Raw genomic sequence first — 15783 nt, forward strand, 5'->3', positions numbered from 1 at the left:
GAGTGACTGACAACTTAGTCAGAAAATATGATTGCATTTGGTTAACTACTTAATAACCCATTCAACGAAGTACCTGGATTTCTCTATTTTTATTGGCCGTGATCCTGAAAATTCAAGCCCCAAAAACCAAAAAACCCCGCAAAGCGAGGTTTTTTTGGTTTCAGCTGGAATGATCTTGCTTTCTATTAGAATTGATCAGGAGATAAGGTAAATAGTTCCTCAGTTCCCGAGAGAGCGGCTGCAGCTGAACTTTCAAAGCGAGGCAGTAAACGCTTGAAATAATACCGTGCAGTCACCTGCTTGGCTTCAAGCCAGGATTGATCTTCGCTGCCTTCAGCAAGCTTGCTTGCTGCAGTTTTCGCCATTAATGACCACATCCAGCCATAGGCAACATAGGCAAAAGCATTCAGGTAATCAACACAGGCGGAATTAATGACATTGGGGTCATTTTTAGACTGCGTCAGAATTTTGCGGGTCAGCTCCTCAAGCTTATCAACGGCAGCCAGTAGCTCTTCAGCAAATTCATCATTAGCGTCAACTGAGGCCCGAACTTCACTCAGGAATGTTTCAAGGTAGGCAGCACCGCTCAGGGCAATTTTACGTCCGAGTAGATCCAGCGCCTGAATACCGTTGGTTCCTTCGTAAATCTGGGTGATACGAACATCCCTGACCAGTTGTTCCTGGCCCCACTCACGAATAAAGCCATGACCACCAAACACCTGCTGCCCGGCAACACAGCTTTCCAGCCCTACGTCGGTTAAAAATGCTTTAACAACGGGAGTCAACAACGCCACCAGGGCTGAAGCCTTTTCTTTTTCATGGTCATCCTGACTGAATTTGGCAATATCCAGTTGCCTGGCCACATAGGTGGAGAAAGCCCGACCGCCTTCATTCAGGGCTTTCATAGTCAACAGCATCCGTCGGATATCCCCATGGACCATTAATGGGTCAGCCGCTTTATCTTTTTGCACAGCGCCACTGGCGGAACGTCCCTGGATGCGATCCTGAGCATATTCGAGCGCGTTCTGGTACGACATTTCACTACTGCCAAGGCCCTGAATCCCCACAAACAGGCGTTCGTAGTTCATCATGGTGAACATGGCATTCAGGCCTTTATTCAGTTCTCCCACCAGATACCCTTTGGCTCCATCAAAATTCATGACACAGGTGGCAGAGCCGTTAATGCCCATCTTGTGCTCAATGGAACCACAGGCAAGGGCATTTCTTTCACCCAGAGACCCGTCCTCATTAACCAATACCTTAGGTACCAGAAACAATGAGATACCTTTAGGCCCGGGAGGTGCATCCGGGAGCTTGGCTAACACAAGGTGGATAATATTCCCGGTAAGATCATGTTCCCCACCGGTAATAAAGATTTTGGTACCGGTGATGGCGTAACTGCCATCGCCATTGTCTTCCGCTTTGGTACGCATGATGCCAAGATCAGTGCCAGCATGGGGTTCCGTCAGACACATGGTACCCGCCCACTCACCGGAATACATTTGCGGCAGGTACGCTTCTTTTAACGCGTCGGAGGCGTGGGCATCAATAGCCAGACAGGCACCGGAACCCAGGCTGGGATAGAGAGTGAATGCCAGGCTGGCACTGCAGACCATTTCATCAAATTGGGCAGCCAGTACCTTGGGCATCCCCATACCACCATAAACGGGGTTACCACCCAGCCCGCTCCAACCACCTTCAGCAAACAGTTTGTAGGCCTCTTTATAACCTTCCGGCGTAGTAACCTGACCGCTATCCCATTTACACCCTTCTTCGTCTCCCGAGCGGTTCAAAGGGGCAATGGTACGGGAAGCCAGTTTGGCTGCTTCTTCCAGAATCGCGTCTGCAGTTTCCTGATCTACCGTTTCACTGACAGAAGGCCACTGAGCCCACTGCTCAGTTACGTTGAATACGTCGTACATTACGAAGCGCATGTCGCGAAGGGGGGCTTTGTACTCGGCCATTACTCTCCACTCCTGGAATCTTTTTCTTACTATTGGAATACAGCCATGATGTCATTGAGTTATACGCAGAAAGACCCAAAGAGGCTCATAGCTGTTACAGGCAACCTGTCAGATTTGAGCATCCATAATGGTGTTGAGAAATGGTAATAAAAATGTCTGCTTCTGAAGAGAATAGCGGGGCTACTTGACGAAGAAGCGGGAGACCCATTTATCGCAACCACACCAGGACAGCTTTCAGTCACACAGGCTGTTGAGTTCCGAGACGCTATGTTACCTGAAGAGTACCTGTTTTTCAGCAAAAGACTGTGCTTCTTTGTTTTTAATTGTCGTGTTTAGAAATTAAAGAAAACCTCCACGCCGATGTAACGATCATCAACGTCGGGCAACATTTTCCGGTAAGGGGAAAAACTGGAAGCCGGTGGCATAACGCTTAAACGAATGGATAAATTTTGTATTATCCCGTCGTCACTATCACCACTGATCCATTGACTGATTTTTCCAACCGGGTCCAGCAAAAACAGTGCGGTAGAACCTAACATTTTAGAGCCCATCACCTCACTGTCATTGGCCAGAATTTTCAGTTTTTTCTGATAAGCCCATTCCCCGTATAGCCACCCGCCGAGAGGAGTGACAATGATGTCTTGAATGGCTGGCGGCTCACATGTCGCCTCAATGCCATATTCATACAGGAATGTGGACATCAAAAATGAATAAACAAACGAGTTCCACTGGTTATAGCCCGATGAACGAGCCATAACGTAGTACACACCACCAAAATAAGGATGCCCGATATAATTGATGTACCATTTATCGGTGTCCCATACAGGCCCTGACTTTACATTGCTCCACCACTTTTTGATGGGCCTGATTTCCGATTTATCCCAATTGGAAACACTTTCTGGCAACAGAGCGATCACCCCCAGAACCCCCAACGCCAAGCCAAATGTTACTTTGGTTTGGTACCAAAGTTTGGCCTGATTCTCTTCCGGGTACTTATCAAATAACGTGATTTCCCAACCCTGGTCTTTACCCTTCAGGAACCAGCGCCAGTCATCCAAAGGCAATGGAGATTGCTGCACAAATGATTGTGGATTGTTGGCAAAATCATTTTGCCGCTGATGTTGGCTAAATACTTCTGACTGGCAGGCCGCCATGTCATGATGCACAGCAGCCAGTGAAGGCCGTTGATCAGGGTCATCAGAAAAAACAGGCTGCAATAATCCTGACAACAAAAAAAAGACGGTAAGAAGAATCAACAGGCTTTTTATCGTTTGGGTATTCTTCTTCATCATGATGCGACATCAACACAGCGTTATTTGCTGAATTCAGCTCCAAGGTCTTATAAAAGCAAACCCAATTGTATAGACCATATTTTTATAGCTGGCAAAACAGTCAATGCTGCTAAAGACTGAGATCCAGCTGTTCAAAATGGCTGCGCAGTTCATGTTTAGAAGATGGAATTGGTAAAAGCTGTCCTGCTGTTCCGATATTGTTGACCAGATACCCAGGCGTCTTATGCGATATCTTCTAGTCTTGATCGCTGCAATTCTGCAGATTTTTTTTTCCTATCCTGTTTAACCAGCTAGTTAAACGTCGCCAAAATCTTCCTCTTTCATGGCCATCAGGTTGTCGGCACCAGACTCAATGCACGCCTTGTGCATCTGTGCTCTTGGTAACAGGCGCTGGAAGTAGAACTGTGCAGTCTGGATTTTAGCCTTATAGAACCCTTCTTCAGTGGTACCATTCGCCAGAGCTTCTTTTGCCGTCAGTGCCATCCGGGCCCAGAAGTAAGCAAGGCAGGCATAACCGGAGTACATCAGGTAGTCAACCGAGGCTGCGCCAACTTCTTCCCTGTTCTGCATGGCTTTCATACCAATCTGCATGGTCAGGTCGCCCCATTCCTTATTCAGGGCAGTCAACGGCTTGATAAACTCCTGGAGCGCTTCATTCTCTGCCTGAGCCTGACAGAACTTATGAACCACCTTGGTGAAGGGCTTCATAGTGGCCCCCTGAGTCATCAGGACTTTACGACCCAGCAGGTCCAGCGCCTGAATACCCGTGGTTCCCTCATAGAGCATGGAGATACGGCAGTCACGAACATTCTGCTCCATACCCCACTCACTGATAAAGCCATGGCCACCGTAACATTGCAGACCGTGGTTAGCTGCTTCAAACCCTGTCTCGGTCATGAACGCCTTAACAATAGGCGTCAGGAAACTCATTTCCAGGTCTGCCTGTTTCCGGACTTCTTCATCAGGGCTCTTCACCAGGTCGGCCATTTGTGCCACGTAGTAAACCAGTGCACGGTTACCTTCCGTCAGTGCCTTGATGGTCAACAGCATGCGGCGAACATCAGGGTGAACAATGATCGGGTCGGCAGGACCATCAGGGTTCTTCGGACCGGAGAGAGAACGCATTTGCAGGCGGTCACGGGCATATCGAACGGCACCCTGATAAGCGATTTCTGCATGGGCAAGACCCTGAATACCCGTGCCCAGACGGGCAGCGTTCATAAAAGTGAACATGTGGTTCAAACCTTTATTCGGTTCACCGATCAAATAACCCGTGGCATCGTCAAAGTTCATCACACAGGTGGCGTTACCATGAATCCCCATCTTGTGCTCAATGGAACCACAGCTAACACCGTTGGTTTCACCTGGAGCATCCGGGCGATGGCGGGGAACAATAAACAGGGAAATACCTTTGGTGCCTTCTGGCGCGCCCGGAAGACGGGCAATAACGATATGAACAATATTCTCTGCCATATCGTGCTCCCCGGCAGAGATAAAGATTTTAGTCCCGGTAATACGATAAGTGCCGTCTTCCTGTGGTACTGCTTTGGTTTTCAGCATACCCAGATCAGTACCGCAGTGAGGCTCAGTCAGACACATCGTACCTGTCCACTCACCGGAAATCAGGCGGGTAAGGTACGTTTCTTTCTGCTCATCCGTACCATGGGCTTCCAGAGTATTCATTGCGCCATGGCTCAGCCCGGGATACATCCCCCAGGACCAGTTGGATTCCCCCATCATTTCACTGAGCACCAGGCCCAGCGAAGCAGGGAGCCCCTGACCACCATGCTCAGCCTCACTGGACAGTGAAGGCCAGCCACCTTCAACAAACTGCTGATAGGCTTCTTTAAATCCGGTTGGGGTTTTAACGCCCTCTGCTGTCCAGGTACAACCTTCCTCATCACCGACACGATTCAGCGGTGAAAGTACCTGTTCACAGAATTTGGCACCTTCCTCCAGGATAGCGTCCACCATATCCGGAGTGGCATCCTGGCCTTCAGGGAGGTTCGCGTAATGTTGTTCGTAGCCCAGAACTTCATTACGGACGAAGCGGATATCTCGCAAGGGGGCTTTATATTCTGGCATGATGCATCCTCGATATTCTTTTACTTATGGATAAAGATGAGTGTAGCACTATTTCAAACGATTGTTTGAAACTTACGTTTAGATAGAATAAATGTCAATACATGTCGGTAAAGTTATTGTGGGTGAATACTTGGTAGACAAGTGTAAAGGCTTAAATCAAACCAGTGGTGAAATATCCAGATACCCGGCAATCTGACTGGCACTGGTATCCTCAAGAAAGGGCACCACGCCAAGACAAGGGACATGAATCATGCTTTTCAGGGTCTCCAGGTTTTCATCATATCGGCTCATATCAGGATTCATCTGATTCGCCACCCAGCCTGCCAGCCTGACACCATCACGGAGAATAGCTTCCACAGTAAGCAAAGCATGGCTGATACAACCGAGCTTCATGCCGACCACCAGAATGACAGGGGTATTCAACGCTTTCGCCAGCCCGCTGATCATCTCCCGTGAGTTCAGGGGCACCCGCCAGCCTCCAGCCCCTTCGATAAGAGCCAGATCATTCTTTCGCATCAAGGCACCGCGACTGTAACCCACCAGTCGATCCAGAGTCATACGCACACCGGCTTCCTGTGCCGCAATATGGGGTGCAATGGCAGGCGCCAGAGCCAGAGGGTTTACCTGTTCGTAAGGTAGAGAGAGCGTCATGGCCTCCATCAATGCCAATGCATCGTCATTTCTTAGGCCGTTTTCCGTTTGCTGACATCCTGCAGAAACCGGTTTTAAGGCCAGAGTCGTTAACCCTTTTAAGCGAGCCGCCTCAAGCAGCCCACAGGTGACGACGGTTTTCCCGGCACCCGTATCCGTACCGGTGACAAAATAAGTGTTCCCCATTTTCCAATGCTCTCAATATGGCTTCTGCAAGACGCCGTAGATGACCTGATAGGTCAAAGGCAACCCTTCAGGCTGTCGTATTTTTTCATAAGCCTGTTGCAACGCTGCAAGCTTTCGTCGGGTCACCAGGCCACCTTTATCCGCCAATACGGTGTTTACCCCCAGAGCCTTCAAACTGCGCAACAGCGTGATCACGTTCGAATAGAACAGTGTTTCAGGCTTGAGTGAGAAAGCCTGGCGAACCAGATCACTGGCGTTCAAACGCTGTTTCTGAGTGTCAAAGCTGTCAAAGCGGTTAACCCGATCCTTTTCTCCCGCCAGACACCATGCACTATCCAGCTCTTTCAGGCTGCCTTCAGCCAGGGTAGAAAAAACAAAAGCCCCACCAGGCTTCAGTACTCTGCTGACCTCGCCAAGCACCTGCTCAAAGTTGCACCATTGAATAGCCAGACTGGAATAGATCAGATCGACAGCACCGGACTGCAATGGCATGGACTCAATATCACCAGAGCACCAGTCAATCCGGGGGTGGCTGGTATGGTGCCGGGCAAATTGCAGCATACCCATGGCCAGATCCATACCGATAACCACGGCATTGTCATATCGCTCAGCCAGCGTCAGTGAGTGCAAACCGGTTCCGGTACCCAGGTCAAGAATACGGTGGGAAATCTGCAACCCTTCGGATCCAGGCTGTTCTGATCTGAGCTGGGCCGGTAATCCCAGCATCGTCCGGGCAGCGACCCGCTTCTGTAATATGGCCGCCTGATCATAACTGTCAGCGGCCCGGCTGAAATTGTCAGCGATACGCTGCTTTACCCGAGCGTTTGCGAGGTCTGTTGTCACGCTGCTGGCAGAGGAGGCAGGTTGAAGATCCGCTCTGACACCTGCAACCTCATGTTGGACAGGGGGTGGGCTCATGTTGCGACGATACCCTCCCCGCTGGACAGTCTCCGTACCTCACTGATAACCGGCCCGGGATCATCCATAAAGAAACAATGCCCACCATCCAGAACCTGAACCCGATGTTTTGGAAAACCTTGCTTAATGGCATTAGCTGCCCCCACCGGAACAAGGGCATCTTCTTTGCCAAAAAGATGTGTCACCGGGCAGCGAATATCACCAAATGCGGAACAAATATCGCTCTTGCCCAGTATGTCCAGAAGGCTCAACAAGGTGCCGTCTTCGGCCTGATGATCAAGGTCAGCATCAGACAGTAATGCCTGCAGGGATTTCGATAGTTCTTTCCGTCGTGGACTGCCAGAGCTGCAGAGCAGAACAAACTGTTGCAACGTCTTTTCACGGGACTGGGACATGCCTTGATAAAAACTGGCAAACAGCGTCGGATCCATTGCCTGTTGCCAGCTGTCATTCTGCACAAAACAGGCATTAGCCCCCAGGTTAACGACAGCTGCCACATTATCCGGATACCGGCTGGCATACAGCGTTGCCAACATTCCGCCAAGAGACCATCCCACCAGCACGGCAGGCTTTTCAAACAGCTGGTGATCCAGATAAGCCAGTAATGAGTTCCAGTCATGGCTTATTTTGTTTGCTTGTGACTCACGAACCAGGCCAGGCAACTCAACAATGGAAACCCTGCGATGGTCGGCATCCAGGGCTTCCGCCAGTGACTCCATCGCACCGGCTGGCATGGCCCAGCCACTGATTAAAACGATCGGGTAGATACTCATCAGGACAACACTCCTGTCATCGATAAAGATTTGGTGGCAGGTTGATCAGAAAAATCTGCAGCACCTACCGACTGTGCCGCCATTTTAAGGGCATCCAACAGGCGATCGACATGATGCAAATCATGAGTTGCGCTGAAGGTAATGCGTAATCGGGAAGATCCTTCAGGTACCGTCGGAGGACGGATTGCCGTGACCAAGATCCCCTGCTCAGACAACCGGCGACTCATTGCCATCGCCCGTCTTGCACAACCAATCAGCAACGGTTGTATCGGTGTTTGTGACGGCATCAGAGAGAGCCCCAGCTGCTCACAACCGGACCTGAAATACTGAATCAATGTCTGCAAATGTTCCCGGCGCCAATGTTGCTCCTGTAAAAGTAGCAGGCTGGTCAGGGTCGCCGAAGCCACAGCCGGGGGCATGGACGTGGTATAGATATAAGTCCGGGCAAACTGAATAAGCGTCTCGATCAAAGCGTCACTGCCAGCGACAAACGCACCGTAAGTTCCAAACGCTTTGCCCAATGTTCCCACCAGCACGGGCAGATGCTTCTGGTCTAACCCATAAGCTTCGGCAACACCACCGCCCGTTGCCCCCAGAAAACCAAAACCGTGGGCATCATCCACCATCAGCCAGGCCTGGTGCCGCCCGGCAAGATCCGACAGTGCCTTTACCGGCGCAACATCGCCATCCATGCTGAACACACCATCCGTTACGATCAGCTTGCGCCGGGCACGGGTTTTCTGAAGTCGGCCAGTAAGATTAGCCACATCATTATGCAGGTAACGCTGGAACCGTGCGCCAGACAATCGCCCGGCATCCAGTAATGAGGCATGATTCAGGCGATCCTGAAATACCGCATCCTGCTTGCCCAGCAAGGCACTGATAACGCCCAGGTTGGCCATATAGCCATTGGCAAACAGCAGCGCACGCTCTCTGCCGGTAAAGTCAGCGAGCTGTTCTTCCAGCTGGTGATGTGCCCGGCTGTGCCCCACCACCAGATGGGAAGCACCACCACCCAGCCCATAGTCATCCGCTGCCTGTCGAAAGCTCGCTATAACATCCGGATGGTTTGCCAGCCCGAGGTAATCATTGCTGCAGAACGCAAGACAGTGCTGGCCATTGATAATGACTTCCGGCCCCTGGGGCGAGTCCAGCGTTTGACGACGGCGATAGAGGCCAGCTGCATGGCGGGCCTCAAGATCCTGCTCCAGGTTGAAGCTCATCAGCCATGACCAGCCATGTTTCGATCAGACTGGCTCGCCATTGCATCGTAGTAATGATCATTGCTTTTTTCAGCGTCGTACATCGCTTTGATCGGGCACTTTTCATAGGGCTCAGGCTGTTCAGGGAGTTCTGGCTGCTGTGGCGCTACTAGCTCACCCCAGTCATGGCCTTTATTGATGCCGAGCCTGGCAAACAGCTGTCGGTCCTTATTCGCTTCAGGGTTCGCGGTGGTCAGCAGTTTGTCGCCAAGGAAAATGGAGTTAGCGCCCGCAAGAAAGGCCAGCGCCTGAAGCTCATCACTCATCTGCTCACGCCCGGCAGACAGACGAACGTTGGACGCTGGCATCATAATTTTGGCCACGGCAATGGTGCGGACAAAATCAATGCCATCCACCGCCTCAACGTCTGCCAGTGGTGTGCCAGCTACTTTCACCAGCATATTGATGGGCACACTTTCCGGATGCTTGGGCATATTGGCCAGCTGAACCAACATCCCGGCACGATCGCGCTCGGTTTCACCCAGGCCAACAATACCACCACTGCAGACATTCATACCCGCCTCCCTGACAAAGGCCAGAGTGTTCAGGCGGTCAGCATAAGTTCGGGTGGTAATGATGTTGCCATAGAACTCTGGTGAGGTATCAAGGTTGTGGTTGTAGTAATCCAGTCCTGCCTGAGCCAGCGCCGTTGCCTGACCCTCACTCAGCATGCCCAGGGTCATACAGGATTCAAGCCCCAATGCTTTCACCCCCTTAATCATCTCAATAATGTAAGGCATGTCTCTGGCGGGAGGGTTTTTCCAGGCGGCCCCCATACAGAAGCGGGTTGCACCGGAAGCCCTGGCATTCTTGGCTTCCTCCAGCACCTTCTGTACCTCCATCAATTTTTCTTTTTCCAGACCGGTATTGTAGTGGCCACTCTGGGGGCAATACTTGCAGTCCTCTGGACAGGCGCCCGTCTTGATCGACAACAATGTGCTAACTTGCACCTGGTTTGGATTAAAATGTTCTCTATGAGCCAGTTGGGCCTGAAAGATAAGATCATTGAACGGTTTTTGGAAAAGTGCTTCTACTTCCGACAGCGTCCAGTCATGGCGAATGACGCTGTGGCCAAAGTCGCAGTGGCCAAAAGAGCTGGAGAGATTTTCTGCTGGATCTGAACTGGTACTGGACATGACATCCTCTGGGAGAGAGCTTCACTGAAACACCGGTCGCTGGAAGTAAAACCCTTGTTAACGCAGACCTGAGTTTTATTCATTCTTTGAGTTAACAACCATGAAAATGAAATTACCAATCAGTAGAACGACATTTTCACAATAAAGATGCAAAAGATGATAACGGAATTACCGCCACCGTCAATCTATGAAATTCTTAAAAGTTTACAACTGGTCTGATTTTAAACAACAAGTGCAGATCAAATGCATTCTTTGCCGGGGCTTAACCGCACTTGCCCAACCGCTCTGCCAGTTATGCCTGGCAACATGCCCTGTCCCGTTGTGCTTTTGCCCGTGCTGCGGCTTGCCCATTCAAGACAGTGACACGGGAATTTGTGGCCAGTGCCTGAAACAACCGCCATTATTTGACCACTGTCTTTCACCATTCCTGTACCAGTTTCCCGTCAACCGGATATTACAAATGGTGAAATACCAGTCCAGACTGGAATTGATAAAACCAATGGCTGCATCACTGGCTGAATGGTTGATAGACTATTACCTTGATGATCAGTGGCCAGAAATCATGCTGCCGGTGCCACTGCACCGCAAAAGGTTGCGGGAAAGAGGTTATGACCAGACGCTGCTGCTGACCAAAGCCCTGAAGAAACTGCTTAACATCAGAGACCTGAACATTGATCTGGACATTGAACAACAACTGATCAAAAGAACCATCCACTCGGTGCCGCAACAAAGCCTGGATGCCACAGCCCGACAAAAAAACATTCGCAACGCATTCACTTTAAACAGCAAACCGCAGTGGAACCACGTTGCCTTAGTGGACGATGTGGTGACCACCGGTGCCACCGTCAATGAAATCACCAGACTGTTGAAAAAAAGTGGTGTTAAACGCGTCGATATATGGAGTGTTGCCAGAACACCTGATACCTGATGTGGCCAGTTTTTACTATTGGTTATAGAATCCCCTCCACAGAACTCAGACTCCTTCGGAGGCCAGCATGAACACGCCTGCTCAACATCCATACGACCAGCTGACGCCTGACCGGGCACTGGACGCCGTTGAGAGCACAGGATTTCTGAGTGATGCCCGCATTATGGCCCTGAACAGCTATGAAAACCGGGTTTACCAGATAGGCATAGAGGAAGGTGAACCCCTGATTGCAAAATTCTACCGCCCGGAACGCTGGTCAAAAGATCAGATTCAGGAGGAGCATCAATTCACCCTGGATCTCAAGGCGATGGAATTACCGGTGGTCGCCCCGATGGCTGACGAAAAAGGCAATACGCTGCATGAGTTTGCAGGCTTTCTGTTTGCCCTGTTTCCCCGTCAGGGCGGCCATGCCCCTGAACTGGATAATCTGGATAACCTGCTGACCCTTGGCCGCACCCTGGGACGAATGCACAAACTGGGATCGGCCAGTAACTTCCAACACCGCCCAGCGATCAGCCTGCAGCGATACGGCATCGATAATGTTGAGTATCTGCTGGAAAACAACTTTATTCCTGCTTCTCTCCTGGAAGCCTACCAGACCCTGGCCCGGGACCTGCTCCATCGCTTGGAGCTTATGACTCAACAGCATACGTGGCAATCCATTCGTGTCCATGGTGATTGTCATGGCGGCAATATTCTCTGGCGGAATGATGCTCCACACTTTGTTGACTTTGACGATACCTGTATGGCTCCGGCTATTCAGGATCTCTGGATGCTGTTATCCGGAGACCGCAAAGAGCAAACCCTGCAAATGGCGGAAATTCTGGAAGGCTACACGGAGTTTATGGATTTCAGCCCTTCAGAGCTGAACCTGGTGGAATATTTCCGTACCCTGCGACTGATCAATTACAGTGGCTGGCTGGCAAAGCGCTGGGATGACCCCGCCTTTCCGATGGCGTTCACCTGGTTTAACACCGAACGGTACTGGGCGGAACATATTCTGGAATTGCGGGAGCAACTGGCAGCCCTGGATGAGCCACCTCTTTCAGTCTTTGGACAGGTTTAGGTTTATCACACAGCGCACAAAGGAATGCCGTTTTCTTTCTTCGTGCTCTTTGCGGTTAACAAAATCAGTCCTCTTCAAACCGGTAAGCATCCGGTGCCAGGTTCTCAAAGCGGGTAAACTGGCCAATAAACGCCAGTCGGCAAGTACCGATGGGACCATTACGCTGCTTACCGATAATGATTTCCGCAACCCCCTTGTACTCGGTATCCGGGTTATACACCTCATCCCGGTAGATAAACATGATCACGTCGGCATCCTGCTCGATGGCTCCGGATTCACGCAGGTCGGAGTTAACCGGGCGCTTATTGGGCCGTTGCTCAAGAGAGCGGTTCAACTGCGACAAGGCAATAACAGGGACATTGAATTCCTTGGCAATGGCTTTCAACGATCGGGAAATTTCCGAAATCTCGTTGGTTCGCCCCTCACCAAAACCGGGAATCTGCATCAACTGCAGGTAGTCAATCATGATCAGGCCCAGGTCACCATGTTCCCGGACCACCCGGCGAACCCGTGAGCGCATTTCCGAGGGGCTGATACCCGCCGTATCGTCAATAAACAGTTTCTTGTCCTTGATCCGCTCAACCGCCGACAACAGTTTTGGCCAGTCTTCTTCTTCCAGCTGACCACTTCTTACCTTGGACTGGTTGATCCTGCCCAGGGAGGAAAGCATACGCATCATCAACTGCTCACTGGGCATCTCCAGGCTGAACACCATGACCCCCTTGTCACTGTTCAGCAGGGCATTTTCCACCAGGTTCATGGCAAACGTGGTCTTACCCATGGACGGACGGGCAGCCACAATAACCATATCGGAAGGCTGGAGACCAGAGGTCATGTCATCCAGATCTTTAAAGCCGGTGGTGGTACCGGTAATGGCGTTACCGGCATTAAACATCTCATCAATTTTCTTGACGGTGTTTTCAAGGATTTCCCGCACACCCATTGGGCCACCGGTGTTCGGGCGTTCTTCGGCAATATTGAACACCAGCCGCTCGGCCTCATCCAGAATCGCCTGGCTGTCTTTCCCTTCCGGGTTATAGGCACTGTCCGCGATCTTCTGGCCGGTATTGATCAACTTGCGCAGCACGGAACGCTCAAAGATAATCTCAGCGTAGGCGCGAATATTCGCCACACTGGGAACGCTACCCGCCAGCTCAGCCAGGTAAACCAGCCCGCCCACCTCATCCAGCTCACCCCGGTTTTCCAGAATCTCGGCGACCGTCAGAGGATCAAAAGGCTTGCTCTCATTACTCAGTGTACTGATGGATGCATAGATACGACGGTGCCCCGGATTATAAAAGTCATCCGACGTCAGCTTATCAACCACCCGGTCCAGGGCCTGATTATCCAGCATCAGTCCTCCGAGCACGGACTGCTCCGCTTCTATGGAGTGAGGTGGTGTTTTAATGGCAACCGTGGCTTCATCGATGGGAAGCTCCAGCTCACGGGGACGTACATCCAGCATAGTGACGGTCTGAGAAAAAAGATTGAATGATGATACGAATTCAGGAGGTAAAAATACAGCAACAATATCTTTTATGATCCTGTCCTTATAATTTACTTACGTACTAATTAAGGGAAATGCCGTTCAGAAAGCTAACCATTTACCTTGTTACGTGACTGCTTCCAGTGTGTTTCTACCCGCTTCTTGATGGGTTCTTCTTTATTCTTCGCGGTGTTCCTTTGGGTCAATACCTTGTTTAAGCAAGGTAATGGTTTCAGCGGAAAGCTGTCGTGCTTCTGAGAGGGAGAATTTAGGCTTACTGTTTTATCTTCCCTTCCCAAAAGTGAACCCCACGGCTCACGTTATTACAGAGTTTTTAACCTGCCTGCATAATAGAGAGGCCAGGTTATGTTCTGCCCCGCTTGCTCAGTTCCTCCTACAGAGCCAATTAATTTGATCGCTCGAACAGGTTTGTACCGTTCTATATAGGACTGCAGGCTCTTTGCCCGTGTGCGCTTACCGGATTTCACTTCCACCGGGATGATCTCTCCATTATTCGTTTTAAAAAGAAACTCGATCTCAGCTTGCCTGAAGTCCCAGGAATAGGTTGGATAACAGCCGGTGACTCTTAACTCATTCTGAACAAAATTCTCAGCCAGATAACCTTTATACTCATAACTTTGCTGACGATGCTCCTGATAACTGATATCCAGCATATGTCCCAATACCCCAATATCGAACAGGAACAGTTTAAAAAAATTTTCTTTCCGATAGGCAGACAAGGGAGATTCAGGTTCGCAGTCAATAGGGTAGCAGCGCGAAACCAATTTGGTTTTTTCCAGCCATTCAATCGGGCTGCTTAAATCCAGATAACTGCGTTTACGGTCGATCACACCGCTGAACCGGTAACGTTTAACCGACGCATCCAGGTTTTTCGACAGCTGTAGCGGCACATTACGAAAGACCATTTCTATATGCTGTGCATTCACCTTGCCGCCATATTTACCAAAGTCACGAAGATAGCCAGATAACAGACTCCGGTGGATGTTTTGTATCCGGTTACAACGCTCATTAATGCCACTGAACTTTCCTCCATCAGCAAACCAGGTTTCTACCGCTTCAGGCATACCACCGACAAAATAATAATCCAGCAGCAAGTCCCACAGTTTATGGTGAGCGGCCTGAATCTGGAGCCCACGCCTGAAAGCTGCCAGAATTTTCTCGTTCCCCGATGCCATGACAAACTCTTCAAAAGACATTGGGAACAACTCCAGCGCCTCTACCTTGCCAACCGGAAATGAGTTCAGAAGACCGATATTTGAGCCAGACGCACAGAGGTACAGATCCGGGCGCTGCTCAGCAAAGAACTTCAACGAACTTAACGCAGCAGGACACTCGCCAATTTCATCAAAAAACAGAAGGTCATTATTGGCGTTAATATCAACACCCAGTTCCAGCTCAATATTCAGAAGTATGTCTTGTGGATCAAGACTGGCTTCAAACAGCCCTGCTAAATTGGGGTTAGCCAGAAAGTCCAGCTTAAGAACCCGATGGAAGTGGTCTTTGCCAAAACACTCTTCGATCAGATAAGACTTACCCACCTGGCGGGCACCATCCAGTAGCAGAGGTTTGCGCTCTGGCTGCTTTTTCCAGTTCAATAGCTGGGTAATGAGTAATCTTTCCATGGTTGTCAAAGGTCATTAAAAACTGTCATTTTGTTTTTATTATAGAATAATAATCGCTATTTCGTACTTTTTGATACCAAAAAGTGATATTTATCGTATTTTTTAATGGATAAAATAGTTGCTTGCTGGCGCGTAAACAAAATAGTTTCTGTTGAGTGAATTCTGGGATAAACGTTTATAAGACTTAGGAACTGTCATTTAATAACTTCGATATTTCAGTAAGCGCTTCCCGCTTCCCGCTTCCCGCTTCCCGAAAAAGGCTGGCCGTTTGTGCTTTTGCGGCCAACAGCCAGTGAGCCTAAGAAGGCTCAGTCAAATGCGGAACGTATTCCGGGGCAGTAATAACTGGATTAAAGAGCTTGATCAGCGCAGGGGCAAGAATATATCTGCGGT

General features: G+C 50.1%; 12 protein-coding genes. 2 read left to right on the plus strand and 10 right to left on the minus strand.

Going from position 1 to position 15783, the window contains the following annotated elements:
* Positions 1 to 185: 185 nt before the first annotated feature.
* The 8 genes from KDK15_RS08575 to bioB form a co-directional block, all read right to left on the minus strand.
* Positions 186 to 1964, minus strand: coding sequence for an acyl-CoA dehydrogenase C-terminal domain-containing protein (locus tag KDK15_RS08575; protein WP_257294943.1), 1779 nt, complete (start codon positions 1962 to 1964; stop codon positions 186 to 188).
* Between the two features lie 332 nt (positions 1965 to 2296).
* Complete coding sequence (locus KDK15_RS08580) at positions 2297 to 3256, minus strand: DUF3943 domain-containing protein (RefSeq protein WP_257294944.1); 960 nt, start codon at positions 3254 to 3256, stop codon at positions 2297 to 2299.
* A 294-nt stretch (positions 3257 to 3550) separates the two neighbouring features.
* Positions 3551 to 5341 carry an acyl-CoA dehydrogenase C-terminal domain-containing protein gene (locus tag KDK15_RS08585; protein WP_257294945.1) on the minus strand — a complete coding sequence of 597 codons (1791 nt, stop codon included), beginning with the start codon at positions 5339 to 5341 and terminating at the stop codon, positions 3551 to 3553.
* A gap of 156 nt (positions 5342 to 5497) precedes the next feature.
* Positions 5498 to 6178, minus strand: a complete 681-nt coding sequence (gene bioD, locus KDK15_RS08590; protein ID WP_257294946.1) for a dethiobiotin synthase — start codon at positions 6176 to 6178, stop codon at positions 5498 to 5500.
* A 12-nt stretch (positions 6179 to 6190) separates the two neighbouring features.
* On the minus strand, positions 6191 to 7096 hold the full coding sequence (bioC, locus tag KDK15_RS08595; RefSeq protein ID WP_257294947.1) for a malonyl-ACP O-methyltransferase BioC: 906 nt from the start codon (positions 7094 to 7096) through the stop codon (positions 6191 to 6193).
* Complete coding sequence (locus KDK15_RS08600) at positions 7093 to 7869, minus strand: alpha/beta hydrolase (protein ID WP_257294948.1); 777 nt, start codon at positions 7867 to 7869, stop codon at positions 7093 to 7095. The genes bioC and KDK15_RS08600 overlap by 4 nt, the downstream gene beginning before the upstream one ends.
* Positions 7869 to 9092, minus strand: a complete 1224-nt coding sequence (bioF, locus tag KDK15_RS08605; protein ID WP_257294949.1) for an 8-amino-7-oxononanoate synthase — start codon at positions 9090 to 9092, stop codon at positions 7869 to 7871. Before bioF ends, KDK15_RS08600 begins: the two co-directional genes overlap by 1 nt.
* A complete protein-coding gene (gene bioB / locus KDK15_RS08610) occupies positions 9092 to 10267 on the minus strand; it encodes a biotin synthase BioB (protein WP_373691352.1) in 1176 nt (391 codons plus the stop codon). Before bioB ends, bioF begins: the two co-directional genes overlap by 1 nt.
* Before the next feature lie 460 nt (positions 10268 to 10727).
* Here bioB and KDK15_RS08615 point away from each other — a divergent pair, with 460 nt between their 5' ends.
* Both KDK15_RS08615 and KDK15_RS08620 read left to right on the plus strand, forming a co-directional pair.
* Entirely contained in the window at positions 10728 to 11195 is a 468-nt protein-coding gene (locus KDK15_RS08615) for a ComF family protein (RefSeq protein WP_257294950.1), read from the plus strand.
* Positions 11196 to 11262: 67 nt separating this feature from the next.
* Positions 11263 to 12261, plus strand: a complete 999-nt coding sequence (locus KDK15_RS08620) for a serine/threonine protein kinase (RefSeq protein ID WP_257294951.1) — start codon at positions 11263 to 11265, stop codon at positions 12259 to 12261.
* Positions 12262 to 12325: 64 nt separating this feature from the next.
* Here KDK15_RS08620 and dnaB read toward each other — a convergent pair whose 3' ends face one another.
* Both dnaB and KDK15_RS08630 read right to left on the minus strand, forming a co-directional pair.
* Positions 12326 to 13726 (minus strand): replicative DNA helicase, encoded by a 1401-nt coding sequence (gene dnaB, locus KDK15_RS08625; RefSeq protein WP_257294952.1) that lies wholly within the window; start codon positions 13724 to 13726, stop codon positions 12326 to 12328.
* A 344-nt stretch (positions 13727 to 14070) separates the two neighbouring features.
* Complete coding sequence (locus KDK15_RS08630; RefSeq protein WP_257294953.1) at positions 14071 to 15390, minus strand: ATP-binding protein; 1320 nt, start codon at positions 15388 to 15390, stop codon at positions 14071 to 14073.
* Between the last annotated feature and the right edge of the window lie 393 nt (positions 15391 to 15783).

The organism is Endozoicomonas sp. YOMI1, assembly GCF_024606345.1.
In the GTDB taxonomy this organism is placed as follows: domain Bacteria; phylum Pseudomonadota; class Gammaproteobacteria; order Pseudomonadales; family Endozoicomonadaceae; genus Endozoicomonas.